The organism is Serratia sp. root2 (assembly GCF_031931805.1).
GTDB classification, from domain to species: Bacteria; Pseudomonadota; Gammaproteobacteria; order Enterobacterales; family Enterobacteriaceae; genus Serratia; species Serratia inhibens.
The window spans coordinates 1323146-1349458 of sequence record NZ_JAUJXB010000001.1 but is presented as its reverse complement, the minus strand read 5'-3'; the positions used below and the strand labels follow the sequence as shown (position 1 = coordinate 1349458).

Below are 26313 nucleotides of genomic sequence, written 5' to 3'. Positions count from 1 at the left end.
TTAATTTTCGTTAATACCCTTAATCCCGATTAATTGCCGGGGGCGAAGCAACTGCGAGCAAATACCAATAATTATTGCAGGGCTAATACATGTGCAAAACTTTTAATTACCAGGGAATTATCGGGCATTCCATCCTGTGGGGGACGTTGATCGGCAGTTCCCTTAACGCTAATGCTGAAGTAAATAAAACTCCATTAGAAAAGACCACGCAAAATGAAGAGGAAATAACGGTTGTCGCGCCCGTGATTGAGAAAAAGGCCGGGACAATAACCACGATTAGCGCGCAAGACATGCAGAAAAAAGGGGGGAATGATTTCGGTTCGATAATGCGTTATGAACCGCTGATTAGCGCCACTGGCGTCAGTGGAGGATCGTCCTCGGGCAAAAGCGGTTTCGATCGCAGCGGCTATACCGGGTATAACATTCGCGGCCTGGAGAGCAATCGCGTCGGCCTGGACGTCGACGGCATTCCGCAGCCAGACGCCACCGGGCGCAGCTATGTCAGCCGAGCCGGCCTTAACACCTTTGGCATCGGCAGGGATTATATTGACCCTTACATGTACGGCCAGGTGGATATCGAATCGGGAGCGACCTCGATTGAACGTAGCAATACGTCTATCGGCGGCGCTGTTTCGTTTTCGCCGAAGTCGGCGGATCAGTACCTGTCGCCGTCCAAGCAAACTTACTTCGGTTACCAGAGCGATTACGACTCGTCCAACCGCAGTTGGCACAACGGCATTACCGCAGCTGCGGGCGATGACCAACTTCGCGGGGTGTTTGTTTATAGCCGCCGTGACGGCCAGGAAACGCGCAACAACAGTGGCACTTACCAGGCTTACCCGGCCAACTGGCATTCCAATGCGCTGATGGCGTCCGGTATCTGGCAGCCAAATGACGAACATAAACTCACCGGTACGGTGGATTACTACGATAAAGTCAACCATACCCATTACGACAGTTGGAACTCGGCCGGCAGCGCCATCCTGGGTACCGCCCAACAGCAGAGCAATACGCGCCGCTGGGGGGTGAGCGTGAAAGATGAATGGACACCGTACAATGATTTCGTCGATACCCTGACATCAAAAGCCTATTACCAACAGACCCAGGCGCATGACAACACTTACATGCCCACCAGTACCGGCAGCATGGAGCGGGTTTACTCCGACTACAACGTCAATACCTACGGCTTTGAAACGCTGATAACCAAAACGCTGGGGCGTCATGCGTTGAGCGGAGGGCTAAACGCGAGGTTAACCGATACCGAGCGGCCATTCCGTGAAGAGCCGGCCCCCAGCGTGTCCACGGCCATCATGCAACCGGAATCAAACAGCCGCAGCTACGCGTTGGGCGGTTTTGTGCAGGACAAGATCCAATTTGATCTCGACGGGCACGGTTTTGCCGTGGTGCCGGGCGTGCGCGTGGCTCACCAAAGCACCAAGCCGCAGAACCTGACCAGCCTGACCACCGGCAGCACGGTGCTGACGGAGTCCGAGCTGGAAACGTTATACGGTAAAAGCAACACCGACACCCAGATATTGCCGTCTCTCAGCGTCGAGTACGCTATTACGCCGGCGCTGATGACCTATCTGCAGTACAAGCGTGGCGCACAGTTCCCGAACGCCAGCCAGCTTTACGGCTCATGGAATCTCGGCTCCAGCTATGCGGGCACGGCGCAGTATGCGTTGATCGGCAACGCCGATCTGAACACCGAGACCAGCAACAATCTGGAATGGGGCATGAAGGGAGACGTCGTGGACGGGGTGACAATGCGCACGTCGCTGTTCTACAACACCTATAAAAACTTCATTGCGTATACCCGTTATCAACGGGCCAGCAGCCCGGACAAGTTCGCTAATGTGCCTTCCAATATCTACACCATTTATCAAGCGGAAAACCGTGATAAAGCCTATATCTACGGCGCAGAGATCAGCACCAGGCTGAATTTTGGCACCTGGTTCGAGCAGGTGAACGGGCTGAGCGCGAATTTTGCGCTGGGATATAACCAGGGCAAATCCAAGTCCAGCTATTCCGGCGATAAATATGTCGATATCGACAGCGTAGCGCCAATGAAAGCCATCGTGGGCGTGGCGTGGGATGATCCGGCGAAACGCTACGGCGCGGCGGTGACGGCAACCTTCGTCAAAGGCAAGCAGGCGACGGCGACCAACCGTGAAAGCTACAACAACGCCAGCGGCAGTACGCTCACCGACGCCACCACGGAATATCTGCGCGTGCCGGGTTACGGCCTGGTGGATATGTCCGCTTATTGGCAGGTTGCCCGCAATGTGAAACTGAGCGGCGGCGTGTATAACATCACCGACAGGAAATACCGCGATTACCTGAGCAGCCGTGAACTCACGGACTCAACCCGTCAAGATGCCTACGACAATGCGTTGGCCGTCATGCCGGGAAGAACCTTCCAGCTTGGCGTCAACGTGGATTTCTAACTACCGCATTATGATCCACCGTTAGTGCTTATGCCGCCTTTCGTCAATGAAAGGCGGCTGTTGCGCTTTCATGAGGCTAACCATCCGCGCTTAAAGGAGACTTCGGATGAAATCATGGGTTATCGGATTACTGGCGCTGCCGTTTTCGGTATTTGCCGGCGAACGTGTGATCGCGATCGGCGGAGACGTCACGGAAATTATTTATGCTCTGGGCGCCGGGCAAACGCTGGTCGCGCGCGACAGTACCAGTCAACAACCGCCGCAAGCCACGGCATTGCCGAATGTCGGCTATATGCGCCAGCTCAACGCAGAGGGGATCCTGGCGATGAAGCCCTCGTTGGTGATCGCCAGCGAACTGGCGCAACCCTCTTTGGCGTTGCGGCAGGTCGAACAGGTTGGGGTGAAAGTCGTGACGGTGACGGGTAAACCCGAATTAAGCGCGATCGACGAAAAGATCGCCGTCATTGCCGCCACCTTGGGGCGTGAAAAAGAGGGGAAAGCCCTGCAGGCCAAGCTGGATCGTCAGATGGCCGCCGTACCGACTCATCGATTGCCGGTCAGGGTGCTGTTTATCATGGCGCATACTGGCATAACGGCAATGGGCGCCGGTAGCGGCACCGCCGCAGATGGCGCCATTCGCAGCGTAGGGTTGGAAAATGCCCTGGCTGGCGTGGCGCGTTATCAGTCGCTGACTCAGGAAGGGCTGGTAGCCACCGCGCCGCAGTTGCTGGTGATAGGCAAGGCCAGCCTGCAACGGATGGGCGGAGAAGCGAATATCTGGACACTGCCGGGGTTGGCGTTTACCCCCGCAGGCAAGCATCGGCAATTGCTGGTGATTGATGACAACGCCTTGCTGAGTTTTGGCCTGGATATGCCGGCGGCCATAGGGCAATTGCGTCAGGCGGCCGTGGCCGTCGCGCCTTAACTTTTAACGCCTTTGTTATCCACGTGGCCTAATGGCCGCTCAGGGAAGCATCGATCGCGCAAACGCTGTTTGAGCGCTGCCGCGTCGGGGAAGCCGCCTTCGGTTTTGCGATCCCAGATGACAAAGCCATCCACGGTGATCTCATAAATGCCGCCGGTGCCGGGAACCAGCGTCACGGCGGCCAAATCGGTGCCGAAGGTGTGGAGCAATTCTTGCGCCATCCACGCGGCGCGCAGCAGCCAGTTGCATTGCGAACAATAGTGAATGGTGACAGCGGGGGACGTTTTCATTGAACGGGCCTGGGCGGTAAGATTTCCTCATCATCGAATGCCGCCGCAGTCCTGTCAAGCAGGCCGGTCTGGGCGCAACAGGGTCAAATCGATCCGCCATTTATTGATTTTATTGTACAGCGTGGTGCGCGATAGCCCGAGCAGGCGCGCGGCCTGCCGCAGATTGCCGCCACTGGATTCAATCACCTGCATGATATGGGTACGTTCGTTATCTTCCAGCCTGGCGGAGGGTGCGGCTTCAGGTTCACTGCGACCACGAGTGATTTCCTCCGGCAGATCGCCCACGTCGATCTGCAACCCTTCGCACAGGTTCACCATTCGTTCCACCAGGTTTTCCAGTTCGCGCACGTTGCCCGGCCAGTGCCAGGCGCTAAGGCAGGCCATCGCCTGCGGTGATACCTGCGGCGGGATCTTTTTCATGCGCGTACAGAGTTTGTGCACAAAGCCGTTAACCAGACCGACGATATCTTCCCGTCGTTCTCTGAGCGGCGGAACAGAGAGGGCGATGACGTTCAGGCGATAATACAGATCGCGCCGGAAAGCGCCTTTTTCCACTGCCAGCGCCAGATCGCAATTGGTCGCCGCCACGATGCGTACGTTGACCTTCACCGGGTGCGTGGCACCGATCCGCAAAACTTCACTCTCCTGCAGCACGCGCAGCAGGCTGGTTTGCGCATCCAGCGGCATTTCGCCGATTTCATCGAGCAGCAGAGTGCCGCCATCCGCCAGCTCAAATTTGCCGGCGGAACCGCCACGCCGCGAGCCGGTAAAGGCGCCATCCACGTAACCGAAAAGCTCGCTCTGCACCAGATCGCGCGGCAAGGCGCCGCAGTTAACGGCAACGAAGGGTTCATTGCTGCGTGCGCTGCCGTTGTGGATTGCCTGGGCAAACAGCTCTTTGCCGGTTCCGCTCTCGCCGGTAAGCAGAACGGTGCTGTCGCTGCGGCTGCTGGTGCGCGCCTTGGTGATGGTTTCCCGTATGCGGCTGGAATGGCCGTATATCATGTCAAAGGTATAGCTGGCGCTGACGCCCATCACGCGGCGGGTGATAGCGCGAATACGCTGATTCTCCCGCAGGGAGAGCACCCGGCCGTCATCCGGCGCGGGCATCAGTGAAATCACGCAGGAGAGGGCCGGTTTGCCTTCGGGCATAAAGACCATTTCCCGATCGTTGCAAAACGGCATGGTCAGCAACGAGCCGGACTGCGGGCGCAGCAACTGATCGATAGGCAGGTCGCCAGGCTCCAGCCCGTCAAAAATCTGGCGTGCGTAGCGATTGACGGTTTTCGGCCTGCCGTAGCGATCGCAGACGATAACGCCTTCATTCAGCGTTTCCAGAATGGACTGTTGTTCCGCCAGCAGCCGACGCAACTGCAGTTGTTGGCCGACGGCCTCCGCAGCCGCCTGTACGGTGCCCAGGGTGTGGGCGTTGAAGTTATCCGGCGTGGCGGTGAGCGTCAGCACGCCGATCATCACACCCTCAGCGTTACGCACCGGCGCCGCGGCACATTGGCGATGGCGCTGACGCAGAGCCATTTTCCAGTTTTCACCGCTCAACACATACACCAGGCGCTGTTCCCGCAGGCAGCGCGCGGTGCAGTTGGTGCCCTGAACGTCCTCGCGCAGGATGCTGCCGACCGGCGTCAAATCCGCGCCGCAGTAGTGAAGGGTGACGCCGTTGGCGTCGGTCAGGTTGATGTGGCCGTCAGGGTTGTAGGCCAGCAGGTTTTCCATGATGCTGTGCGCCACCTTAATCAGCTCGCTGTTTTTCGCCAGAATCACCAGCAACTTATCTGCCGGCGGCGAGTGATACACGAACGCCTCGGGGTCAATGCCGTTTTCACGCGAACGCTGCCAGGATTGCAGGATCGACTTGCGGATCCAGCCGGGTTGGCCTCCCTCGTTAAACGCTTGCCAGCCTTGCCAAAACAGGCTGTCCCATTCACTGGCCTCCGGGCCTTCCGGGAGGCTGAATATCGGGTCGCTCTCGTCTTTGATCGGCATCAGTCCGGCGGCAGTGTGCATGCGGCTCTCCAGTTTGGAATGTAATGTTCATTTTATTGACATGTGAAATTGACATGTCAATTTAGTTGTCACTCCGCTGTGACTATCTGTGCAGCGCCTCACAGATTCCCTGCTTTTCGCGCTGGCATCCCCTTTGCAATACCCACAGTGAACTCCGTTGCCCGACAAGGGCGTTAACCCACATAAGGAATCACTATGAGTCATTCACCCCAAAACTTGCGCGTTGGTCTGATTGGTGCCGGCCGAATGGGCACTTTCCATGCGGAGTCATTGGCGCGGCGCGTGCCGGGTGCCGTTTTGGCTGCCGTGGCCGATCCGTTTCCGGGCGCCGCGCAGCGGTTGGCGGACAGGCTGGGCGTCAGCGCCTTTAGCGATTTGCAGAGCATGTTGGATGACGGCGAAATTGATGCGGTGGTCATAGCCTCTCCGGCGCGTACCCACGCGGAATGGGTGATTGCCGCCGCCCGGGCCGGTAAGCATGTGTTCTGCGAAAAACCGATGGCCATCACGCTGGAAGAGGCAGATCGGGCCATCGCCGCGGCAAAACAGGCGGGTATCGTGCTGCAAGTGGGGTTTAATCGCCGCTTTGTCAGCGGTTTTGCCGCCGCCATTGCCGCCGTGAAGGAGGGGGAGAATGGCGTTACCCAGCTTTCCCGATCGGTAACGCGCGATCCGCAGTTGCGTGATCCGGCGCCGATCCCCGCCTGGACCATTTTTTTGGAAACGCTGATCCACGATTTTGACACGCTGTTGCACTTCAACCCGAGTACCAGGCCGGTTGAGGTGTATGCGCTGGCGGATGCGCTGGTGCGCCCGGACTTCAAGGATAAGGGGTTACTGGATAGCGCCGTGGTGACCATTCGTTTTGATAACGGTGCCATCGCCACCGCAGAAGCCAACTTCCAGGCGGTCTACGGCTACGATGTGCGCGGCGAGGTGTTTGGCAGCAAAGGGATGCTGCAGGCGGGCAATATCAACCTGAATAACTGCGTGCGGTATCACGCCGGCGGCATCGCCATCGAAACCTCGCGTCAGGATACCGACCTGCTGCATGACGCTTATGTGGCGGAGCTGACTGAATTCGCCCGCTGTGTCCAGCAGAGGGAAACGCCGCGCGCGACCGGACAGGATGCCCGCAATGCGCTGGAGATTGCATTGGCGTGTATCGAGTCGGTGAAGCAGGGCAAACCGATCACGCTGGGGAGACAATAATGGCCGGATATCAGCTGTCAGTGTGCGCCGAGATGGTGTTTCTCGATCTGCCGTTTGTTGAACGCGTAGCGCGTATTCATGCGCTCGGCTTCGGCGTCGAGATCTGGAACTGGGAAAATAAAGATCTTGATGCGCTGATTGGCACTGGCGCGCGTTTTACTTCGATGACCGGTTATCTCGCCGGCAACCTGACCGACGACGAGGATATCGCCCAGCTGTTGCAAACGGCGGAACAGTCGCTCGCCATCGCCCAACGGTTGAACTGTCCCAGCCTGAATCTGCACGGCACCGGCCTGGATCCCAAAGGGTTACCGGTGAAACCGGTGGAGGTGGTGACCGGTGCCATGTGGCTGAAGGCGGCCGATACCTTGAGCAAGCTGGCGCAACGGGGGGAACGCGCCGGCAAGGTGTTCACGTTGGAAAACCTCAATCTGCCGCGGGACCATCCGGGCACGCCCTTTGCCAAAGCCTGCGACACGTTGGCATTGGTTGAGGCGGTCAACAGCCCTGGGCTGAAGATGAACCTCGATCTTTATCATGCGCAAATCGGCGAAGGCAATCTCATCGAGCTTATTCGCCGCTGCGGGCCGGCGATAGGCGAAATCCAGGTGGCCGACGTACCGGGGCGGCAACAGCCGGGGACCGGGGAAATCAACTACCGGGCCATCGCCCGCGCGTTGGACGAGATCGGCTACCGGGGCGTAGTGGCATTGGAAGGATGGGCATCCGATGACAGCACCGCGGCGCTGCAACAGTTCCGCGACCATTTCACTTTATAACCGCAGTAAACCCGGGCTGTGGTCTGTTGCCCGGGACGAAGAGTGATGCATTGATTTTAATAATAAATTTATCTCAACCTACAGGATGACATCATGAAAACAAGAAGCTTATCGTTGATATTGCTCAGTTTGTTTATGGCCTTTAACGTCCAGGCGAAAACTTATAAGGTCGGCGTTGCGCTGGCCAATTTCGATCTCAACTTTGTGTCCATTTTGCGCTCGCAGATGGTGAGCGAGCTTAAGCGGTTGAACATGGAGGGCCAGTTCGTTGATGCCAAAGGCGACGTGGCGCTGCAAGTGCAGCAGGTGGACGATTTTATCAACCTGGGGGTGGATGCCATTATCCTCAACCCGGTGGATACCCAGGGCGTGAAGCCGATGATGGATGCCGCCGAGCGTGCCCACATCCCGCTGATTTTCGTCAACCGCAAACCGGAAGTTAAGCTGGGTCATGCCATGGCATATGTGGGATCGGACTCGGCGGAGGGGGGCAAGTTGCAAATGGAGGCGCTGGCGAAACGGATGAATTATCGCGGTAATGTGGCGATCCTGATGGGGGCGCTGTCCAACGAAGAGGCGCGTGAACGCACCCGCGCGGTGGAAGAGGTGATCGCCAAATATAAAGACATGAAGGTTCTGGAAAAGCAGACCGCCAAATGGCAGCGCAATGAAGCGGTGGATGTGGTGTCCGGGTGGTTGCTGAATGGTCGCCCGATCGACGCTATCGCCGCCAATAACGATGAAATGGCGATTGGCGCCATCATGGCGCTGAACCAGGCTAAAAACAAAAGCATCCTGGTGGCGGGCATTGACGGTACGCCGGACGGCCTGCAGTTTATTAAAAACGGCGGCATGGTATTGACCATTTTCCAGGACGCCAAAGGGCAGGCCACCGGGGCGGTGCAGGTCACCAGGGCGCTGCTGGAAAAGCAAAAGACCGAGGCTTACAACTGGGTGCCTTATAAAACCATCACTCAGCAGAATCTGGCGGAGTTTGTGGCGGCCAATCAACAATAACCGCAGAACCTGCGGTTATTGTCGGACGGCTTCATTATTCAGGCGACGGTGCGCGCTTGGCCAGCATTCGCAGTGCCAGGCCGCCCGCCGCTGCCAGCGTGGCCAGCAATACGACGCCCGACCAACCGGCGCTTTCAAGGACTTTGCTGCCGAGAGCGGCCCCGCTCGCCATGCCGATAAACACCAGGGTAAACAGGATGGCATTCAGGCGGCTGCGGGCAGCCGGGTTGATGGCGTAAATAATGGTCTGGTGCGCCACCAGCGTCGCCTGGATACCGAGATCAAAACCTACCGCGCTCAGCGCGATGAGCGCCAGTTGTGCGGGCAGCGCAAGCCAGGGCAGCAGAAACATCAGGGCGAATGAACACACCACCATGGCGGCACCGATTTTAGTGACATAGTCCGGCCCGTGACGATCGGCCAGCATGCCTGCCAGGGGGGCTGCCAGCGCACCGGCGGCTCCAGCCAGCCCAAAAGCGCCGGCTACTGCGCTGCCAAGCTGATATTTTTCCGCCAGCATCACCGCCAGCGTCGACCAGAAAGCGCTGAACGCGACTGACAGCAAGCCCTGAGCCAACGCCGCGCGCCGCAGTTCCGGGTAGTCGGCCCACAGTTTCCCCAATGAGCGCAGCAGCGCCGGGTAACTCAGCGTGGTATTGGGTTTGAAACGCGGCAGTACCGCGCCGATGGTGAGGGTGATGACCAGCACCCCCAATGCCGCCAGCATATAAACGCTGCGCCAGCCGAAATATTCCGCCACCACGCCGCTGAACACGCGCGAGAGTAAGATACCGGCCAGCAGCCCGGTCATTACCGTGCCCACCGTTTTGCCCCGATTGGCGTCTGAAGCAAGCGTTGCGGCCGCCGGGATAATGTCCTGCGCCACCGTAGCGGCCAAACCGATCGCCAGGCTGCTGAGCAACAACAGCGGAAATGAAGAAGAAAAACCGCACAGCAGCAGGGTGAGCGCCAGCAGCACGCCCTTGATCCGGATGATCTGGTGGCGATCGTGACGGTCGCCCAGCGGGGCCAGCAGCAGGATGCCCAGCGCATAGCCCACCTGGGTTAGCGTGGGCACCATGCCGGTATCGCTGACCCCGGCGTGGAACGTGTCGCCCATAATGCTCAGCATCGGCTGGCTGTAGTAAATGGACGCCACGCTCAGACCGGCACCGGCGGCCAGCAGGAAAACGATTTTGGCGGAAAGCGCATTGTCTGGCGCGGGGGTGGCTGATGAAATCAGGCTCATGATGGTTATCCAGAACGAGTAAAGTGGGGCTATTCTTGCCAGTTTTCGGCGGAAACTGTAGCCCCTGTACAGGTAAAACTGTTATACGTAATACGTATGAATAAGAATCCATTTCCCAATGGCGACCGTATAGCCATGCTGCAAACTCTGGTGCGCATTGTCGACAGCGGCAGTCTCTCGGCTGCGGCGGCGCAAATGAACACCTCGCAGCCCACCATTAGCCGGCGTCTCCAGGTGCTGGAGCAACTGCTCGGCGTTAAATTAATCCAGCGCACGACTCACGCCATGAAGCTGACGGACGACGGCGAACGTTGTTATCAGCATGCGCGCAAGCTGATTGAACACTGGCAAATCATGGAGGATGAACTGCGCGGCGTGCGCGATGAACCTGTGGGCGTATTGCGGGTGCGCGCGCCGCATGCCTTTGGCCAGGATCAGTTGATTGGGCCGTTGGGGGATTACCTGCAGCGCTATCGTCAGACCAGCGTGGAGTGGACGCTCAACGATCATTCGCCCGATTTCATTCCTGAAGGCGTGGACTGCGCGATCCACGTCGGCGCGGTGACCGATCCTTCGGTGGTCGCGGTGTTGCTGGCGCAGGTACCGCGCATTGTGGTGGCCGCGCCTGAACTGCTGGCGCGCCATACGCCGCTGGCGCAGATCGGTGATTTGGCGCAGTTGCCCTGGCTGGCGCTAAACAGTTTTTATCGCAATGAAGTGACGTTGACGCATACCGCCAGCGGCGAAGATTACCGTTTTGACATCGTCCCCAGGCTGAGTACCGACAGCCTTTATGCCGTGCGCAAGGCGGCGCTGAACGGCGTGGGGGTAGCCATGTTGTCATCATGGGTGGTCAAACAGGATCTGGAGCAGGGGCTGCTTACCCCGTTGATGCCGGACTGGCACGCCGCGCCCTTGCCGATTTATCTGCTTTACCCTTATGCCAGTTATTATCCGGCGCGGTTGCGCAAATTCCTTGAACTGATGAAAGAGGTGATGCCACGCATCACTGGCGCGCAGGCGCCATTGCCGTGAGGGCGGCGGTTTTGCACGGCGTACAGCGGAATAGGTCGTCAGCGGAGCGATAAACAGCGTAAATGTAGAGTGCCGACAGGCGGATTCAACCTGATTGGCGACGGTATCTGTTTGATAATCGAAGAACACCTACCGTCCATTTCACTCGAGAGAATCGCCCATGCACTTTACACAAGCCATTGCCAGACTGCCTGCCGATAGCTGCGGCAGCGGCCAGACCACCGCTCAATTGGGTGCGCCGGATATCGCCGCCACCGGCCGCCAGTTTTTGGCCTATGTGGATACCTTGCTGCGCCTGGGGCTGAAAGTGACGGTGTTACCGGCAGCTCCGGCCTTTCCGGACGCCCACTTTGTGGAAGACACGGCGGTGGTGATGCCGGAGTTGGCCGTGATCACCCATCCGGGTGCGCCGAGCCGCCAGGGCGAGGTTGACACCATTGCGCCGCTGTTTGAAGGCGAGCGCCCGGTGGTACGGATGAGCCGGCGCGGCCACCTTGACGGCGGCGACGTTCTGCTGGTCGATCGTCAGTTTTTTATTGGCCTGACGGCGCGCACCGATGAAGCCGGCATTGGCGAATTTGCCGCTGCGGTCGAACCCTATGGCTACCGGGTGACCGCCATTGAAGTCAGCGCCGGACTGCACCTGAAATCCATCGTCAACTATGTTGGCCGCAACACCCTGTTGCTGACGGAAGACTACCAGCGTCATCCTGCCTTTAGCGGTTTTAACGCTATCGTTATCCCCGAAGCGGAGTCCTACGCCGGCAACACGCTGTGGATCAACGATACCTTGATCACCCCACAGGGTTACCCGCACACGCTGGCCCAAATCGAAAAGTTGGGCATGCCTATCGTTCAGCTCGACACCAGCGAATTTAAAAAAATGGACGGCGGCCTGACCTGCCTGTCACTTCGTTTCTAGCGCTTTCTTTCACCGGGGATCTCAGCCATGAAAAAAACATTAGCGGTTCTACTGACCAGCCTGGCCCTGGGTGGCCCGGCGGCGGCCCAGTCTTTCGATACCATCAGCTTTGGCGTCGACGGCGGTTATCCGCCTTTTGACGTGCTTTCGCCCAGCGGCGAGATCACCGGGTTTGACATCGATATCGCCAATGCGCTGTGTACGCAGCTGCATGCCAAATGCGTTTTCGTCAAACAGCCTTTTGAAAGCATGATCGCGGCGCTCAATGCGCGTAAGTTCGATGCCATTATCGCTTCGCTGACCATCACCGACGAGCGCAAGAAAGAAGTGGATTTCACCGATCGCTACTACCGCAGCTCGGCGCAGTTGGTGGCGCGCAAGGGCAGCCCGTTGCTGCCGGATGCCGCCAGCCTGAAAGGCAAAACGGTCGGCGTGCAGACCGGTTCCATTCATGAAACCTATGCGAAGAAACATTGGGCCGGACAGGGCGTGAAGATCGTTTCTTACGCCAACCAGGACAATGTCTATCTGGATTTGATGTCCGGGCGGATTAATGCGTCGTTGCAGGACAATACCCAGGCGGCCAGCAGCTTTATCGATACCCCGCGCGGGCAGAAGTTTGCCTTCGCCGGCCCGGCGATTACGGACAGCAGCATATCCTCCGACGTGGGCATCGCGGTGGGCAAAGACAACCCGGCGCTGCGTGACGCGCTCAACGGTGCCATTAAGGCCATCCGTGCCGACGGCACCTATGACGCCATCCAGAAAAAATATTTCAGCTTCGACATTTACGGCGGCTAAACCGGCGCGCTGACGCCGGCTGGCCCGGCATCAAGTCAAGAATGGGAGGCCGGGAATGGTCATTGAGTATTTGCCGTTGCTGGCACACGGCGCGGCGCTGTCGTTATGCGTGATGCTGGTTTCGCTGGCGGTGGCGCTGGCGCTCGGCCTGATCAATGCGCTGATCAAGCTGTTCGGCCCGCGCTGGCTGCGCTGGTTATCGACGGGGTACACCACGCTGGTGCGCGGCATTCCCGAACTGGTGATTATGCTGTTGCTGTTCTTTGGCGGCGAAATGCTGGTCAACGGCTTTCTTGGCCTGCTGGGGTTGGGGCCGCTGCGCTTCAACACCTTTATCTCCGGCGTGCTGGCGATTGGTTTCGTGTTTGGCGCTTACTACACGGAAACCTTTCGCGGCGCTTTTCTCACCGTTGAGCGCGGGCAACTGGAAGCCGCAATGGCTTATGGCATGCGCCCAGGGCAGGTGTTTCGCCGCGTTCTGCTGCCGCAAATGCTGAGTTTCGCCATTCCCGGGATCAACAATAACTGGCTCGGCTTGATGAAAGCCTCGGCGCTGGTGTCGATCCTGGGGCTGGAAGACATGGTGTGGCTGGCGGAGCAGGCGGGGCGAGCGACGCAAAAACCTTTCCTGTTCTATTTCCTGGTGGCGCTGATCTATATGGTGATTACCGCGATCTCCAGTTGGGGCTTTAGCCTGCTGGCGCGCCGCTACGCTCTGGCTTCCTCGACCGCTGCAGGAGCACGCTGATGACTCTGCAAGATATGTTGGAAGTGGCGCCCACTTTCTTGTGGAGCGACGGCTCGGATGTGACGGGGCTGGCGCTGACGGCCAAACTGTTTTTGCTGTCGGTGGTGCCGGGGCTGCTGCTGGCGGTACTGATGGCAGTCGGCCAGGTGTATGGCCCGCGCCCGCTGTCCTGGTTGATCCGTTGCGTGACCTATTTTTTCCGCAGTACGCCGCTGTATCTGCAATTGATGCTGATTTACTACGGCCTGTCGCAGTTCGACGTGGTGCAGTTGGGCTGGCAGAACGATCAGCCTTTCTGGCTGCTGTTTCGTGACGCCACCTTTTGCGCCACGCTGGCGTTGGTGCTCAATACCAGCGCCTACGTCGCGGAGCTGTTGGCCGGCATGATGGGCACCTTTCCAAAGCAGGAGTGGGTTGCCGGTGAGGCGTTTGGCATGAGCCAGTGGCAGATAATTCGCCGGCTGGTGTTGCCGGCGACGTTACGGCGGGGTATTCCGGCGCTGAATAACGAGATGGTCTTTCTGCTGCACGCCACTTCATTGGCCAGCACGGTGACGCTGCTGGACATTACCGGGGTGGCACGCGCTTTTTACGCCGCCACCTATTCGCCGTTTATTCCCTTCCTGATGGCGGCGGCGCTCTATCTGCTTTGCACCTTTCTGCTGATTTTCCTGTTTTCGCGGGCAGAACGGCGCTGGCTGGCCTTTATTCGCCGAGACTGAGGCGACTCAAGATCGTTTGATGGATTGCAACTCGGTCAGCGTAACGATTTTATCCACCCGGAATTTTTTGCTGGTCAGCCAGGCGTCGGCCAGTAGCCGGTAACTTTCCATGCTGCGGCAGCCGATGCGCACCAGAAAATCGAAACTGCCGCTGACCAGCCAGCAATCCAGCACCTCCGGGGTATTGCGCATCTCCTGCTCGAACGCCGGCTGGGAATGGCCGTGATCGGCCAGCGCGATTTGCGCCTGTATCACAAAGGCAGGTTCCGGCTCCGGCAGTTCGATAATGGCGCTGTAGCCGCGGATAATGCCGTCGCGCTCCAGCCCGCGCACCCGTTCCAGACAGGGGCGAGCGGTCAAATTGACCTGCTCGGAGAGCTTTTGATAGGAAATGCGGCCATCCCGGCACAGTATTTCAAGGATTTTTTTGTCGATTCGATCAAGCCGGGCTTTTTTTTCCACAGATAGGGCGTCCAATGAAAAGTAAACATCATAAGTTACCTGAACATGCCCTGGGTGGGCAGCGCCAATTCACCAGTTTTCATTTCGGTCAGCCCGGCCAGGGCGAAAAGATTTACCTGCAGGCCGGTCTGCATGCCGACGAGGTGCCCGGCATGCTGGTGCTGCATTATCTTAAAAGATTACTCAGCCAGGCGGAACGGCGCGGTGAACTGCAAAGTGAAATAATCATTGTCCCGATCGCCAACCCGCTGGGGCTGGCGCAGGTGCTGCTCAACGGCGGCGTCGGGCGGTTTGATCTGGTCAGTGGCCGCAATTTCAACCGCGACTTTCCCGATCTGGCTCTGTTGTTGCACCAGGAGGCCTTTGCCTCGTCGGAGCCTGCCGTGCCGCAGGTACGCGCTGCGATGCGCGAAGCCTTGCATGCTATGCCGGACCGCAGCGAGGTGGAAGCCCTGCGCCGGCAATTGCTGTTACTGGCCTGCGACGCCGATGTGGTGCTGGACCTGCATTGCGATGACCGCGCGATATTGCATATGTATGCCGATCCGGCCTGGCGCGAGCAGGCGGAAGATCTGGCGCGCTGTATGGGGATTGGCGCGGTGCTGCTTTCGCAAGACAGCGGGGGCGGCTCGTTTGACGAAGCCTGTGGGCTGCCGTGGCATCGGCTGGCGCAGCGGCATCCCGCGTTAAACCTGCAACCCGGCTGCATGGCGGTCACGCTGGAACTGCGCGGGCAACAGGATATCGGGCACCAATTGGCAGGCAACGATGCCGAACGCCTCTATCGGTATTTGCAGCACCGTGGCGCAATTGCGGGCGAGCCGCCGGCAATGCCTCAGTTGGAGGTTGCCATGTTGCCGTTTGCCGGCGGGGAGATTGTTACCGCGCCAGCCAGCGGCATTTTGCTGCCGTTGCGCCAGCCGGGGGAGTGGGTGGAGGCGGATGAAGCCGTAGCGGAAATCATTGACCCGATCACCGATACGGTAAAAGCGGTACGTGCCCAGGCGGGCGGGCTAATCTACGCCAGCCGCCGCGCACCCTTCGTCACCCTGGGGGCGGAGATCATGAAGATTGCCGGTAAAACACCCTATAAAGGCGGCGGTGGCCTGGCGTCGTGAGAAGGGGCCATTAGTAGAGTAGTACCGTTAGAAAAAGTAATAAATATGAAATGTGGGTGTCAAATGAATAGATTAGGATGCTTAAACTAATCAGGAATGTGACACTAATGGAGTATTTTATGAAAAGCTACTTATTACAAGGGAATGTGATCAAGTTGCTACGACTGAGCTACCCTCAGTATGAAAAGATAAAAGAAGAAACATGGTGGGCTCTAATCAAAGCCGAATCAACTTTGCAGGATGGGATTGCGGCAGGTCATAATTACGATAGGTTTGTGTGTGGTGTTAAGAAAATAATAAAAAACAATGATTTTTATGTGTTACAACATCGTTTGAGTCCATATGTTGATAATGACATGTTCGCCAACGAGAACGATGACAGTCATAACGACTTTACGGTTTTTAGCTCTCTTGAGGTAAAATTACTCGATATCGTAAAAGATGACGACAGCTTCAATGGATTCATTGAATATGCTGGCCGCTCATTAAATGAAAATAATACCATTCGAAACGTCAATGTCAGGACTGTACCTGAAGCAGACGGCAGCTATACAGAATTCTTGGATATTGATTTTTTATCGTTAGAGTTAGGATTGCTAAGAACGTTTATATTAAATAAAAGCAAAGAAAATAAACTTTTTTGCGCAATTGTCGCATCGGTTTTTTTGATGCACATTCATCCATTGAGTGATGGTAATGGGCGCGTATCTAGAATGTTGTTTAATGTGATTTTGGAGAGGGACGCAAAAAACTACATCCCGATAACAGAGCTATGCCATATAGCCAGAAGTGGATACGTTTTAAGTTTACGTGAAGCATTCTTATTTCTAGACTGGGAACCCATCATCATATTTTACTGTAAATGCATTGACCTCATTCATATGAGATCAAGCGAATAATATATTTAGTGTGTGATTGTACAATTGCATGCTACATATATTATTTAATTTGATAAAAGGAGACTGTATGTTAACTGAAAAAGATCTTTTATTGATAAAAACAACAACTATGACAGATACGCAGGTCGATAAAATCGATCCGGTGTTGGGTTACAGAAGATTTAACAGATTCTAAACTTTTAAAAACATAACGGGGGCCCCCGTTATGTTTCATTGCCATGACGAAAGGAACCTAGATGAACAAGTTTTGGTTTATACTCAGGTACTTTAAACAGACTTCCGAACTACCCGTCAAGATCAAGTTTTTCGTCATTATAGCGATTTCATTCTTCTCTACCATCTTGATTTCCATGCAACCAGTTATTATGGCGAGATTGGTTGGCGTAATTGACAGTAAACAGCTTGATTTTCCAGTTGTCATTTACTTGCTTGCACTAAGCTACATTGTTGTTATGAGTTTGAGAAAACTGTCTTCAGCGTTAAATTTCATATTACTAACTTCCTTGAAAAATAACCTTGTAATAAGCATGACGAATGATTATTTCAAAAATTTATTTTATGACGACAATGCTATAAAGAACAATGAAAATACAGGTGATGTCACACAGCGTCTGAATCAGGCTATAGATGAGTTGACTGTCGTACTTAGAAATATTTCACATAACTTTATACCTCCCTTGCTGCAGTTGATATTCAGTATTATCATCATAATTTCCTCCGGGGACTATATTGTTGCTGCTCTTTTTATAATTTACTTCTCGATTTACTTTATTATCAAAAGAACTTTTAATCCTGGAATTGTAGATCTATACAATGATTTCTATACAACCTCAGTAAAAAAATACAGCCTAATCACCGACAGTGTAAAAAACATGGGGGCGGCTAAAGTATGTAATTCATATGATTATCTGTTTGGTCGCTACGAGAAATTGCTAAACAATATCGAAACCAAGCATGAGCGACTTTTAAAGGAAGATATGCGATTCCTGTTGATTGAGTCTGCTTGTAATATTGTTTTTTTTGGATCATCATTTATCTACTCTCTGTATCAGACTGCGATTGGTAACATAAATATAAGCCATTTTATTATGATTTCATCCTATATATTATTGCTGTCATCCCCTATGGAAAATATTGGTTCAATGTACACTGCACTACAAAAATCGACGATATCCCTGCATGGTTTTATACAATCGTTTTTTGGTATGACCAAGGGAGATCGTGTGGGCCAACCTTGGGCTGGGACTGTCGATTCGTTAAAGATGGTAAATGTGTTTTTTTCGTATGAAAATGCAGATGAATATATTATTAACAATCTCAATTTGGAAATTACCAAAGGGTGTTTTGTTACTCTGACTGGCAGCAGTGGCTCAGGAAAAAGTACCATTGCAAAACTCATGGCAGGCCAGATTGAAACCAATCGAGGAGATATTCTCATCAATGATAGAGACATTAATCATCTTTCTGCGGGGGAACGGTCGGATGTGATTTTTCATATATCGCAAAATGATTATGTTTTTATGGATACACTGCGATTCAATCTCAAAATCGCCTGTCCTGAAGCCACGGATGAGCAATTAACCCAGGCGTTGAATCTGGCCAGGCTCGACGATCTGGCGAGTGATAACAGTACGAATTTGCTGGATATCAATATTGGTGACAATGGCATGACGCTTTCAGGCGGTCAGCGTCAGCGGCTATCTCTGGCGCGCTTATTTTTAAGGAACCCCAGAATTATTATTCTTGATGAAATCACCTCGGCACTTGATGTCATCAATGAGAGGGGGGTGATAGCAAATATTAAACGCAGTTATCCCCATGCAGTGATATGTAACATCAGCCACCGGAGCTCTACTTTCGATTTTTCTGATGAAATTATAGTCATCGAAAAAGGTCGTATCGTAGATAGAGGGGATTTTGTTGCGTTAAAACGCACAAATACGTATATCCAATCGATCCTGCGTCAAGAGGCTATGAGAGAGGCGGGGTGATAGTAACACTCACCGCCGCATCGGTGGGTAATACCAGCCAGTTGGTGCGCCGCCGCCGTCTATCAGCAGATCGCTGCCGGTAACGAACCCGGCGTCCGGGTCAAGCAAAGTAAGCCGCCAAAATCGCTATCTCATCCAAACCCGAAACGACGAGCGATAGCTACCCCAATCCCACCTGCACCAATGATGGCCAATATTCATGTTGTCTACCCCAGAGAGGTCCAATAAGTTTCAACAGGCTGCACTGATTAGCCCATCAATGGATACCTGAATAGCGGGAAAGATGGCTAGCCGACCACCGTCCATGTTAAATTTGCTTGTTGCTCCGTAACGCCTGCTGACAAAGAGAATTAAAAATGAAGATCGGCTATTTTTTCCCTATTGCGATTATTGTTGCGGCCTTGGTTCTGTTGACCCTGTTTGTTGTCGGCGGCTATGCCAATTCGGGCGGTTGAGCGCCATCATGTAACCGTTCGGGCCAGAGAAGTCAGTGTCTATGAGCACAGCTAAACCGCGCCGTCCGCATGGGCGATGGGTCTATTACATTTTATATGAAGATATTCTGTGGCCTTGCCCCGTAAAGTGGGAGTGGGAAAGCAGTTACAATGCCTGGTTGCCTTTTTACTACTCGCCAACCCTGGAATTCGTTGCCGGTAACCCCGCCAAAGCGACAAAAATCACCAAAACCAAGACCAAGGTCTGAACCGGATCGTTTGACGAACCCAAGGCCGTCTGGCTACCCTTGACTTGTCTCTGGCGCCAGCGCCCATACGTCCTCTGCCGCTAAGGAAACCTGACCATGCGTAACTTTTCTTGCCCGAACTGCGGGCAGCAGCTGTCGTTTGAAAATTCGCTGTGTTTGTCCTGTTCAAGCTCTTTGGGTTTCGATTTGCCTGGCCGGAGATTGATGGTTATCGCGGCGCCCGACCCTGTGGGCGACGACGAGCCGGAACAGGGACATTTGTGCGCCAATATGCATATTGCGCAGTGCAACTGGCTGGTGGAGCAAGAAGGGGATCTGTGTACGTCGTGTCGCCTGACCCAAACCCGGCCGGCGGATGATGATGCGGAAGCGCTCCCGCTGTTTGCCGAAGCCGAAACGGCCAAGCGCCGCCTGATACTGGAGTTGACCGAACTGGGCCTGCCGATCGTCAGTAAAAATGACGACCCGCAAAACGGGCTGATCTTCGAATTGCTTTCCAGCGAGCGGCGCCAGGTGCTCACCGGCCATGCGAACGGCGTAATTACGCTGGATTTGGAGGAGGGAGATGACGTTCACCGCGAGCAGCGTCGTATCTCTATGGGTGAACCTTACCGCACGTTACTGGGTCACTTTCGCCATGAGGTGGGGCATTACTATTACAACCTATTGATCATTGAGCCCGAACGGCGGCAGGCGTTTATCGATCTGTTTGGCGACCCGGATGCGGATTACCAGCAAGCGCTGGATCGGCACTACCAGCAGGGTGCTCCCGAGGGCTGGCATGAATGTTACGTTTCCGCCTATGCCACCATGCACGCTGCAGAGGATTGGGCGGAAACCTTTGCTCATTATCTGCATATTCGCGACACGCTGGACACGGCGGCAGCTTACGGTTTCACCGCGCCAGACGCCGCTTTCAGCCATTCGGGGGAGACGCCCGATTTTGATCGCCTGATCGCGCTCTGGTTACCGGTCTCCTGGGCGTTGAACCAGCTCAATCGTTCGATGGGGCATGCCGATCTTTACCCCTTTGTGTTGCCGACACCGGTGCTGGAGAAAATGCGATTCATTCACCAGACCATTGCCGACGCGAATAAAAAGGGCACTGGGTTACCCGTGCCCTGACACCTTGACTTAAAGCGACATGTCGACCACCACGCGGCCGGTGATTTTGCCCTCACGCATGCGGCCGAAGATGTCGTTGATTTGCTCCAGCGGCTCTACCGAGATGGTTGCCGCGACTTTCTCACGGCCGGCAAAATCCAGCGCCTCTTGCAGATCCTTGCGCGTACCGACAATCGACCCCCTCACGGTAGTGCCGTCCAGCACCATATTGAATATTGAAAGGTCAAAGCTGCCCGGCGGCAAGCCGTTCAATACCATGGTGCCGCCGCGTCGCATCACGGTAGTCGCCTGTTCAAACGCCTTGGGCGACACTGCCGTCACCAGCACGCCGTGCGCACCGCCGAATTCCTGATGGAAAAAGCGGCCAGGATCGACGTTTCTCGCATTGGCCACTACCGAAGCGCCCAGGCTTTTGGCGAAGGCCAGCTTGTCATCGTCAATATCGACAGCCGCCACGTTCAACCCCATGGCGGTGGCGTATTGGATCGCCAGATGCCCGAGGCCGCCGATACCGGAGATGACGACCCAGTCGCCGGCCTTGGTATTGGTCATTTTCAGGCCTTTATAGACGGTGACGCCGGCGCAGAGGATCGGTGAGATAGACAGAAAATCGACGTTGTCGGGCAGAATACCCACGTAATTGGCATCGGCCAGGCAGTATTCGGCAAAGCTGCCGTTGACCGAATAGCCCGAATTTTGCTGGGAATGGCACAGCGTTTCCCAGCCGCCGAGACAGTGTTCGCAATGCCCACAGGCGGAATAAAGCCAGGGCACGCCTACGCGGTCGCCTTCTTTTACGTGGGTAACGCCTGCTCCCACCGCCACCACATGGCCGACGCCCTCATGCCCGGGAATAAAAGGCGGATTGGGTTTGATCGGCCAGTCGCCGTCGGCGGCGTGCAGATCGGTATGGCACACGCCGGTGGCGGCTATCTTGACCACGATTTTGCCGGGCGCGACTTCCGGAATCGGAACCTCTTTAATCACCAAGGGTTGTCCAAACGCAGTCACCACAGCAGCTTTCATCGTTTTCATTTTTCAGACCTCGAGAAGTTGTAGGGTTGGAACGGGCAACATTCAGTTAAAACAGGCCCTGCGGTTTGGCGTCATAACTCACCAACAGGTTTTTCACCTGCTGGTAATGCGACAGTGCGACCTTGTGCGTTTCGCGGCCGACGCCGGAGTTTTTATAACCGCCGAAGGCCGCATGCGCCGGGTAGAGGTGATAACAGTTGGTCCAGACGCGTCCGGCCTTGATGGCCCGACCCATGCGATAGGCGCGGTTGCTGTCACGGGTCCACAGACCTGCGCCCAGCCCGAACTCGGTGTCGTTGGCCAGTGCCAGCGCTTCGGCTTCGTCTTTGAAGGTGGTGATACCGATGACGGGCCCAAAGATCTCTTCACGGAAGAAACGCATGCTGTTATTACCGGTGATGAGCGTCGGCTGGAGATAAAAACCTTGTTGCAGCGTCTGTTCCTGGCTGGTTCGCTGGCCGCCGGCGATAATTTTCCCGCCTTCGTTTTTGGCGATTTCGATGTAAGAGAGGATCTTGTCGAACTGCTGTTGGGACGCCTGCGCGCCGATCATGGTGTCGGTGTCAAACGGGTCGCCCTGGCGAATAGTGGTGATGCGCGCCAGCACTTTCTCCATAAATTGCGGGTAGATTGACTCCTGGATCAGCGCGCGTGAAGGGCAGGTACAGACCTCACCCTGATTGAAGAAACCGAGGATCAGCCCCTCAACCGCCTTGTCGATAAACTCCGGTTCGGCCTGCATGATGTCTTCAAAGAAGATATTGGGCGATTTCCCGCCCAGCTCCACGGTGCTGGGAATGATATTCTCCGCCGCACAGGCCAGGATATGCCTGCCCACCGGGGTTGAACCGGTAAAGGCGATTTTGTCGATGCGCTTGCTGGTCGCCAACGCCTCTCCGGCCTCTTTGCCAAAGCCGTGAACCACATTGAGCACGCCTGGCGGCAGCAGATCGCCAATCAACTCCAGCAGCACGCAAATGCTGAGCGGCGTCTGTTCTGCGGGTTTGAGCACCACGCAGTTACCGGCGGTCAGCGCCGGGGCCAGTTTCCAGGCCGCCATCAGCAGCGGGAAGTTCCACGGGATAATCTGCCCAACTACGCCCAGCGGCTCGTAAATATGGTAGGCCAGGGTGTACTGGTCAATCTCTGTAGCCGTGCCTTCCTGCGCGCGCAGGCAACCGGCGAAGTAGCGGAAATGATCGATCGCCAGCGGGATGTCCGCATTCAGCGTTTCGCGGATCGGCTTACCGTTGTCCCAGCTTTCGGTCAGCGCCAGCATTTCCAGCTGCGATTCCATGCGATCCGCGATGGCCAGCATCACGTTGGCGCGGTTTTGTGCGCTGGTGTTTCCCCAGGCCTCTGCGGCGGCGTGTGCCGCATCCAGCGCCCGCTCAATGTCCTGCGCGTCGGAGCGCGGGAACTCGGCGACAGTTTTCCCGGTTACCGGGGTGGTGTCGGTAAAGTAGTTACCGGAAACGGGTTCGACAAATTTGCCGCCAATGTAGTTGCCGTAGCGTTGTTTGAAAGAAACCAGCGAGCCAGGCAAACCGGGATGGACATATTTCATGTTAAACACCTCTCAAAGGAACACGGGCTGTAGGAGGGATGCCAGGCTGTGGCACCGTACCTAAACATAAGCATTGCCTATGCCACATTGTTCCATTTTCCAGATGTTTATTTATAAAACCATTTATTATCAATGTGTTAATGAGTGAAAATATCCGCTATCGGCAATAAAAATGGTGATTTATCATTCATTTCTATTATTTTTTGTGTCCCATGTCGCAACGCATGGGACACATTCATGATACAAAAATGCAACACTTTTGCGCGGGAGAAAGGTATGTTGCATAAAGACCGGACAGCCGTAACGGGGTTCGCCTCCGACCATGAAAGCAGGCCTCTCCCCAGCCCACTGTCAGAGTCCTGGCAGCGCAGCCAGCACTACGGGCTGAGCCGGGCCGACGACCACGTTCCTTTTGTTCGGCCGACCGTGCTGAATGAAGTGCGCGGGCAAAACGGCTGGGTGGCACAGTTGGCCCAGCCGCTAATCGCGCGTCTGGAGGGCCAAATCAATCGGCAACCTTCCATCATTGTGGTGTCTGACGCCAGCGGGCTGGTGTTGGAGACCTGCGGCAATACCCATTTCTTGCGCAAAGCGTCGCGCATAGCGCTGGCACCAGGCAATCAGTGGGGGGAGCAAGAGCGGGGCACCAACGCGATCGGCACCGCGCTGGCGCTGGGAGAGTTGTGCGAGGTGAATGGCGACGAGCATTTTCTTAGTCAGAATTCGGGGCTTTATTGCTCCGCCGCACCGATTTTTCGGCCCGACGGGCAAATCGGCGGGGTGCTGGATATCTCAACGCCGGTGCAACGCCCGTACGGTGATGCCCGGTCACTGATTCTGCAGGCGGTTCGGCACATTGAACATCAATGGGTGAAGAGCACCGTCACGGCTCACCACTGGACGCTCAGCCTGCACAGCGATGCGCATACCCTCGGTACTGCGCACGAACTGATCCTGGTGTTCCGCGATGACGTTCTTACTGCCGCCAACCGGCTGGCGATGCAAGAATTTAACCTTTCACCGGCGTCCTTTGGGGCGCTGGATTTCGCCACGCTGTTCCCGGAGCTGTCGCGACAGACGCTGAACGCGCCATGTCAGACACGGGCGGCGAACCGTCGCCGTTATTACTCGCTGCTGGAGATGCCTGAGCGGCATTCGCATGTCGTCAGGCCCTTTGTTCAGCCTTTTGATCGGGACGGCGCAGACAAACAGAAAGCGTTGCGGATCGTGAACGCCGGCCTTGCGCTGTGCATTACCGGGGAAACCGGCTGCGGCAAGGAGCACTTCAGCCGGCGGCTGTTCCAGGAAAGCAAATGGCGGGAGGGCAACTTCGTGGCGATCAACTGCGCGGCGTTGCCTGAAAACCTGATCGAGTCCGAGCTGTTTGGTTACGCGCCCGGTGCCTTTACCGGCGCCAATCCCAAAGGCTACGCCGGCAAGATCAGGGAGGCCGACGGCGGGGTGCTGTTCCTGGACGAGATTGGCGATATGCCGCTGAGTCTGCAAACGCGGTTGCTGCGCGTACTGCAGGAAAAAACCGTCACGCCACTGGGCAGCCGCCACGCCTGTTCGGTGGATTTTACGCTGATCTGCGCCACCAACCGCAATCTGAACACCCTGGTGGCGGCGGGGGAATTCCGCGAGGATCTGCTGTACCGCATTCAGGAGTTCAGCCTGTGCATTTCACCGTTGCGGCAGCGGGCGCATGTTGATCGCTTTATCCTCAGCCTTTGGCATGAGCTGGGTGCCGATAAGCGCGGCATCAGGCTGGCGCCGGACGCACTGGCCGCGTTGGCCCGCTATTCGTGGCCCGGCAATGTGCGGCAGCTTTTGAGTACGCTGAAGGTGCTGCTGGCGTTGGCGGATGACGACAACCTGATTGCCCTTGAGGATCTGCCGGAACAGTTCAACGCGTTGCCGCCGCTTTGCGCGGAGACCAACGCCGTTTCGCAAACCGAGCCGGAGGTGTTTGCCGCCATCAGAAATGCCAACGGCAACATCAGCCGTGCGGCCAAGTCGCTGGGCGTATCGCGCAGCACGCTTTATCGCAAAATGGAGAAAGAACGCCTTGGTGCAGATGGATGAGTGATGGGGTAGCCGGCTGGCGAAAACGCCAAGGTGCAGAAGACAGGCGCCGGTGCTGAGAACCGGCGCCTTGAAAGCAGGAAGATCAGTCGCCCAACCCCAGCGGATTGATTTCAGAATGTTCGATTTTCTCGTCGCTTTCCGCCCAGCGGTCCAACACTTTCAGGTAGCTGCCGTTGGCGATGGCGCTGTTGAGCGAAGCCTGCACGGCATCAACCAGGCCGTTACCCTTTTTCAGCGTCACGGCGATGTTGGCGCTGCGCGGCCAGCCACCCGGCACTATGCCGACCAGCTTGGTTTTGCCGTTTAATTTAGCCTGATAAGCGCCGGATACGTTCGGCCCGAAAGTCGCGTCGGCCCGGCCGGATTGGATCGCCAGCGTTGAGGCCGCTTTGTCGGTGACGTAGATCGGCTGGAGAGCGGGCAGCCCTTTGGCCTGATTCTCTTTATCCCACGCCAGCAACACCGCTTCCTGATTGGTGCCGGAGTCGACGATGATCTTCTTGCCGGCGATATCCGGTGCGGATTTTATCGAGGTGATTTTACTGTCGGCCTTCACGTAGAAGCCCAGCGTATCCTGGCGATAGGTGGCAAAGTCGAATTTGGTTTTACGCTCTTGGGTGACGGTGATGTTATAAATTGCCGCGTCGTATTTCCCTGAGGTCACCCCCAGCGGCCAGTCTTCCCAGGATGTCGGCACCAGTTTGAGTTTTAGCCCAAGCCCATCGGCGACCAGCCGGGCAATATCCGACTCGCTGCCAATCACCGTTTTATTGTCGCGTGCGTACAGCCCGAACGGTGGACCGCTACCCAATATCGACACGGCGACGGTTAGCGTACCCGGTTCCACGAATTTAAATCCCGCCGGGATCTTGGCTACGGCCTCTGGGCTTTTAACCGTGTTTATCGGGGTTTCATTGGCGATCAGATCAATTCCCGGTGCGGCATTGGCGATGAAGGACATGCTCAGAAGTGCCGCCGCTGCGGTTAATTTAGCGCTATACATCATGATTATTACCTGCATTATTATGTTGTTGAGGCGGTCTGCTCACTATCCTCGAAGCCGCTAAATCTGTGAACGAACAAAATTAACTAACTAATTTTAGAAAAATCAGGTTGTACCTGAATGGTTAGCCAGAGAAAGGACTCCTCGCCG

At 55.9% G+C, this 26313-nt stretch carries 24 protein-coding genes; 17 read left to right on the top strand and 7 right to left on the bottom strand.

What is annotated here, in order from left to right; genetic code table 11:
• Positions 1-89: 89 nt before the first annotated feature.
• Both QZQ97_RS06000 and QZQ97_RS05995 read left to right on the top strand, forming a co-directional pair.
• Positions 90-2447 (top strand): TonB-dependent receptor domain-containing protein, encoded by a 2358-nt coding sequence (locus QZQ97_RS06000; RefSeq protein WP_311992687.1) that lies wholly within the window; start codon positions 90-92, stop codon positions 2445-2447.
• Between the two features lie 106 nt (positions 2448-2553).
• Complete coding sequence (locus tag QZQ97_RS05995; RefSeq protein WP_311992686.1) at positions 2554-3372, top strand: heme/hemin ABC transporter substrate-binding protein; 819 nt, start codon at positions 2554-2556, stop codon at positions 3370-3372.
• On the opposite strand, the gene QZQ97_RS05990 is transcribed toward QZQ97_RS05995, so the two are convergent.
• Entirely contained in the window at positions 3369-3662 is a 294-nt protein-coding gene (locus QZQ97_RS05990) for a SelT/SelW/SelH family protein (RefSeq protein ID WP_062870812.1), read from the bottom strand. The genes QZQ97_RS05995 and QZQ97_RS05990 overlap by 4 nt on opposite strands.
• A 54-nt stretch (positions 3663-3716) precedes the next feature.
• Entirely contained in the window at positions 3717-5687 is a 1971-nt protein-coding gene (locus QZQ97_RS05985; protein WP_311992685.1) for a sigma-54-dependent Fis family transcriptional regulator, read from the bottom strand.
• Between the two features lie 195 nt (positions 5688-5882).
• On the opposite strand from QZQ97_RS05985, the gene QZQ97_RS05980 reads away from it, so the two are divergent.
• From QZQ97_RS05980 to QZQ97_RS05970, 3 genes are all read left to right on the top strand, one after another.
• On the top strand, positions 5883-6899 hold the full coding sequence (locus QZQ97_RS05980; RefSeq protein WP_311992684.1) for a Gfo/Idh/MocA family oxidoreductase: 1017 nt from the start codon (positions 5883-5885) through the stop codon (positions 6897-6899).
• Positions 6899-7678, top strand: a complete 780-nt coding sequence (locus QZQ97_RS05975; RefSeq protein WP_311992683.1) for a TIM barrel protein — start codon at positions 6899-6901, stop codon at positions 7676-7678. Before QZQ97_RS05980 ends, QZQ97_RS05975 begins: the two co-directional genes overlap by 1 nt.
• A gap of 93 nt (positions 7679-7771) precedes the next feature.
• The gene (locus tag QZQ97_RS05970; protein ID WP_311992682.1) at positions 7772-8695 is read left to right on the top strand and encodes a substrate-binding domain-containing protein; all 924 of its coding nucleotides are present in this window, start codon (positions 7772-7774) and stop codon (positions 8693-8695) included.
• Between the two features lie 34 nt (positions 8696-8729).
• Here QZQ97_RS05970 and QZQ97_RS05965 read toward each other — a convergent pair whose 3' ends face one another.
• The gene (locus tag QZQ97_RS05965; RefSeq protein ID WP_311992681.1) at positions 8730-9944 is read right to left on the bottom strand and encodes an MFS transporter; all 1215 of its coding nucleotides are present in this window, start codon (positions 9942-9944) and stop codon (positions 8730-8732) included.
• A gap of 96 nt (positions 9945-10040) precedes the next feature.
• Here QZQ97_RS05965 and QZQ97_RS05960 point away from each other — a divergent pair, with 96 nt between their 5' ends.
• From QZQ97_RS05960 to QZQ97_RS05940, 5 genes are all read left to right on the top strand, one after another.
• The gene (locus QZQ97_RS05960; RefSeq protein ID WP_311992680.1) at positions 10041-10979 is read left to right on the top strand and encodes a LysR family transcriptional regulator; all 939 of its coding nucleotides are present in this window, start codon (positions 10041-10043) and stop codon (positions 10977-10979) included.
• Between the two features lie 160 nt (positions 10980-11139).
• The gene (locus tag QZQ97_RS05955) at positions 11140-11901 is read left to right on the top strand and encodes a dimethylarginine dimethylaminohydrolase family protein (protein ID WP_311992679.1); all 762 of its coding nucleotides are present in this window, start codon (positions 11140-11142) and stop codon (positions 11899-11901) included.
• A 27-nt stretch (positions 11902-11928) separates the two neighbouring features.
• Positions 11929-12702 carry an ABC transporter substrate-binding protein gene (locus tag QZQ97_RS05950; protein WP_004944430.1) on the top strand — a complete coding sequence of 258 codons (774 nt, stop codon included), beginning with the start codon at positions 11929-11931 and terminating at the stop codon, positions 12700-12702.
• A gap of 55 nt (positions 12703-12757) precedes the next feature.
• Positions 12758-13450, top strand: a complete 693-nt coding sequence (locus QZQ97_RS05945) for an ABC transporter permease (protein ID WP_004944436.1) — start codon at positions 12758-12760, stop codon at positions 13448-13450.
• A complete protein-coding gene (locus tag QZQ97_RS05940) occupies positions 13450-14172 on the top strand; it encodes an ABC transporter permease (protein WP_311992678.1) in 723 nt (240 codons plus the stop codon). Before QZQ97_RS05945 ends, QZQ97_RS05940 begins: the two co-directional genes overlap by 1 nt.
• A 6-nt stretch (positions 14173-14178) precedes the next feature.
• Here the strand turns inward: QZQ97_RS05940 and QZQ97_RS05935 are convergent, their stop codons facing one another.
• On the bottom strand, positions 14179-14634 hold the full coding sequence (locus QZQ97_RS05935) for an Lrp/AsnC family transcriptional regulator (protein ID WP_311992677.1): 456 nt from the start codon (positions 14632-14634) through the stop codon (positions 14179-14181).
• Between the two features lie 14 nt (positions 14635-14648).
• Between QZQ97_RS05935 and QZQ97_RS05930 the strand changes: the two genes are divergently transcribed.
• The 6 genes from QZQ97_RS05930 to QZQ97_RS05905 all read left to right on the top strand — a co-directional run bounded on the left by QZQ97_RS05930 (position 14649) and on the right by QZQ97_RS05905 (position 20470).
• The gene (locus QZQ97_RS05930; RefSeq protein ID WP_311992676.1) at positions 14649-15752 is read left to right on the top strand and encodes a succinylglutamate desuccinylase/aspartoacylase family protein; all 1104 of its coding nucleotides are present in this window, start codon (positions 14649-14651) and stop codon (positions 15750-15752) included.
• A 119-nt stretch (positions 15753-15871) separates the two neighbouring features.
• Positions 15872-16651: a Fic family protein gene (locus QZQ97_RS05925; protein ID WP_311992675.1), complete on the top strand. Its 780-nt coding sequence runs from the start codon at positions 15872-15874 to the stop codon at positions 16649-16651.
• Positions 16652-16887: 236 nt separating this feature from the next.
• Positions 16888-18642 (top strand): ATP-binding cassette domain-containing protein, encoded by a 1755-nt coding sequence (locus QZQ97_RS05920; protein ID WP_311992674.1) that lies wholly within the window; start codon positions 16888-16890, stop codon positions 18640-18642.
• A gap of 356 nt (positions 18643-18998) precedes the next feature.
• Positions 18999-19097, top strand: a complete 99-nt coding sequence (locus QZQ97_RS05915; protein ID WP_311992673.1) for a YoaK family small membrane protein — start codon at positions 18999-19001, stop codon at positions 19095-19097.
• A 41-nt stretch (positions 19098-19138) separates the two neighbouring features.
• Positions 19139-19345 (top strand): hypothetical protein, encoded by a 207-nt coding sequence (locus QZQ97_RS05910; protein WP_311992672.1) that lies wholly within the window; start codon positions 19139-19141, stop codon positions 19343-19345.
• Between the two features lie 96 nt (positions 19346-19441).
• Entirely contained in the window at positions 19442-20470 is a 1029-nt protein-coding gene (locus QZQ97_RS05905) for a zinc-binding metallopeptidase family protein (RefSeq protein ID WP_311992671.1), read from the top strand.
• A gap of 9 nt (positions 20471-20479) precedes the next feature.
• Here QZQ97_RS05905 and adhP read toward each other — a convergent pair whose 3' ends face one another.
• On the bottom strand, positions 20480-21505 hold the full coding sequence (gene adhP, locus QZQ97_RS05900) for an alcohol dehydrogenase AdhP (RefSeq protein ID WP_311992670.1): 1026 nt from the start codon (positions 21503-21505) through the stop codon (positions 20480-20482).
• Between the two features lie 46 nt (positions 21506-21551).
• The gene (gene exaC, locus QZQ97_RS05895; RefSeq protein WP_311992669.1) at positions 21552-23072 is read right to left on the bottom strand and encodes an acetaldehyde dehydrogenase ExaC; all 1521 of its coding nucleotides are present in this window, start codon (positions 23070-23072) and stop codon (positions 21552-21554) included.
• 276 nt (positions 23073-23348) lie between these two features.
• Between exaC and QZQ97_RS05890 the strand changes: the two genes are divergently transcribed.
• Positions 23349-25157, top strand: a complete 1809-nt coding sequence (locus tag QZQ97_RS05890) for a sigma-54-dependent Fis family transcriptional regulator (protein ID WP_311992668.1) — start codon at positions 23349-23351, stop codon at positions 25155-25157.
• A gap of 85 nt (positions 25158-25242) precedes the next feature.
• Here the strand turns inward: QZQ97_RS05890 and QZQ97_RS05885 are convergent, their stop codons facing one another.
• The gene (locus QZQ97_RS05885; protein WP_311992666.1) at positions 25243-26166 is read right to left on the bottom strand and encodes an ABC transporter substrate-binding protein; all 924 of its coding nucleotides are present in this window, start codon (positions 26164-26166) and stop codon (positions 25243-25245) included.
• Between the last annotated feature and the right edge of the window lie 147 nt (positions 26167-26313).